Origin of the sequence: Acinetobacter sp. YH12128 (assembly GCF_013418655.1) — a bacterium.
GTDB classification, from domain to species: domain Bacteria; phylum Pseudomonadota; class Gammaproteobacteria; order Pseudomonadales; family Moraxellaceae; genus Acinetobacter; species Acinetobacter amyesii.
This window is the reverse complement of sequence record NZ_VPBO01000056.1, coordinates 1-2,304: the sequence shown is the minus strand read 5'-3', so window position 1 is coordinate 2,304 and position 2,304 is coordinate 1. Positions and strand designations below refer to the sequence as shown.

Sequence of the window (2,304 nt, the reverse complement as noted above, 5' to 3'; positions counted from 1 at the left end):
AAAAATAAACTTATATGGCACTTGCGTAATTCACGACAAAATGTGTCAAGTTTTGAAGAAGAGATGCAGTACTCAAGAATAGCAAGGAACTACACGGAGATGAAAAGCAGGAGGAAAATATTAAAAATGGGTGGTTTTAATAAAAAAAAGAGATGAATAACGCTTGTTACTCATCTCTCAGATAATGGGGGTGTTGAAATAGTGTTAGAAGGACTGCTCCAGACTTTCCAGTTCCATCATTAGTTCCAGCATCTGTTCTTCGGCTGTTTCCAGTTTGGCTTTCAGCTCAGTTTGCTCATTCATCAGTTTGAGCAAATCATTTTTACGTGAGGCATCATATAAAGCACTATCTCCGAGCAAGCTTTGAATTTCAGCCAGTCGCGGCGTAACCTTTGAAATCTGTGTTTCACATTTTTCGATATTTTTACGAATCGGGCGGCTCAGTTCCCGCTGGCGTGCCGCTTCCTTACGCTGTGCTTCTTTGTCCAGTCTGGAAATGGTTGCTTTGACTTCGACCTGAGATTTCACCGGCTCGGCTGGCTTCTGCCCGTTTTTGATCATCTCAATGCGGGCCTGACGTAACCAGTCGGCATAAGCGGTCAGATCACCGTCAAATTCACGGCATTGACCATTATGTACCAGCAGCAATTCATCACAGACACTGGCAATCAGCTGGCGCTCATGCGATACCAGCACCACAGCACCTTCAAAATCCTGCAAGGCCATGGTCAATGCATGACGCATATCCAGATCTAAATGGTTGGTCGGCTCATCCAGAATCAACACGTTTGGACGCTGCCAGACAATCAATGCCAGAGCCAGACGGGCACGTTCACCGCCTGAGAAACTTTCACTTGGCGTATCCATGCGTTCGCCGCTAAAACCAAAACTGCCCAGGAAAGAACGCAGGCTGGCTTCACTGATTTTTTTATCGGCAATACGGGCCAGCTGTAACATCGGGCTGGCATTGCCATCCAGTGCATCCATTTGGTGTTGGGCAAAGTAGCCAATATTGAGCAGTTCTGAATCTTTACGCAGACCCTGAAGCAATTTTAAATCACCGACCAGCGATTTAATCAGGGTGGATTTACCGGCACCATTCATCCCGAGCAAACCAATCCGGCTGCTTGGCGTGATCTGTAAATTGACATTGGTGACAATCAGCTTGTCACCATAACCAATATCGGCATGTTCCAGTTGCAATAAAGGCGAACTCATTTTGGTCGGTTCACGGAAACTGAAGGTAAATGGTGTATCAACATGGGCAGCAGACAGTTCCTGCATACGCTCCAGCTGTTTGATCCGGCTCTGTGCCTGCTTGGCTTTGGTGGCTTTCGCTTTAAAACGGTCAATATATTTTTGCAGATGTGCGCGGGTTTCCAGCTGCTTTTCATAAGCCTGTTGCTGCTGCGCCAGACGTTCACTGCGGGTGCGCTCGAAGGTCGAGTAGTTACCGGTATATAAAATCAGTTCCTGATTTTCAATATGTAAAATATGATCGGTAATCGCATCGAGGAAATCCCGGTCATGCGAAATCAGCACCAGCGTACCTTCATAGGCTTTCAGCCAGTCTTCGAGCCAGAGAATGGCATCCAGGTCTAAATGGTTGGTCGGTTCATCAAGAAGGAGTAAATCGGAACGGCTCATCAGGGTACGCGCCAGATTCAGGCGCATGCGCCAGCCACCAGAAAAACTTGAAACATCCAGTTGGGATTGATGTTCAAAAAAGCCCAGACCGGCCATCAGTTGCGAAGCTTTGGCCGGCGCAGAATAACCTGAAATTTCATCAAAACGGCCATATAAATGGGCCAGTTCTGCATCATCCAGCTGATCTGGCTGCTCCAGTTTCTGTTGAATATCCCAGTATTCTTCATCGCCGGACAAGACGAAATCAATGGCTTTCATATTCAGCGCTTTGATTTCCTGCGCCATATGCGCCACGGTCCATACCGCAGGACGGGTCAACGAACCGGTGTCTGACTCCATGCCACCAAGCAAAGCTGAAAACAGGGTCGATTTCCCGGCACCATTGACACCGGTTAGGCCAATTTTCCATCCTGGGTGTAACTGCATCGACGCTTTTTGAAATAAAACACGTCCACCGCGACGTATAGATAACTGGTCTAACTGAATCATTGAGAAATCAAAGCTAAGAAATAAGATGCGCCTATTCTAAAGGAAAGCCTTGTGAAAATGAAAAATCTTGCGACTTTTACTGAAATGAGCCAGCTTTTAAATATTGTGAATTTATATATTATGGACGAATAAGTTGAGTATAAGCTCTATTTTCAGCATTAACAGTTG

1 protein-coding gene is annotated in these 2,304 nt (G+C 46.1%); it reads right to left on the bottom strand.

Going from position 1 to position 2,304, the window contains the following annotated elements:
- Positions 1-204: 204 nt before the first annotated feature.
- Positions 205-2,136 carry an ATP-binding cassette domain-containing protein gene (locus tag FTU64_RS16160; protein ID WP_154320142.1) on the bottom strand — a complete coding sequence of 644 codons (1,932 nt, stop codon included), beginning with the start codon at positions 2,134-2,136 and terminating at the stop codon, positions 205-207.
- Between the last annotated feature and the right edge of the window lie 168 nt (positions 2,137-2,304).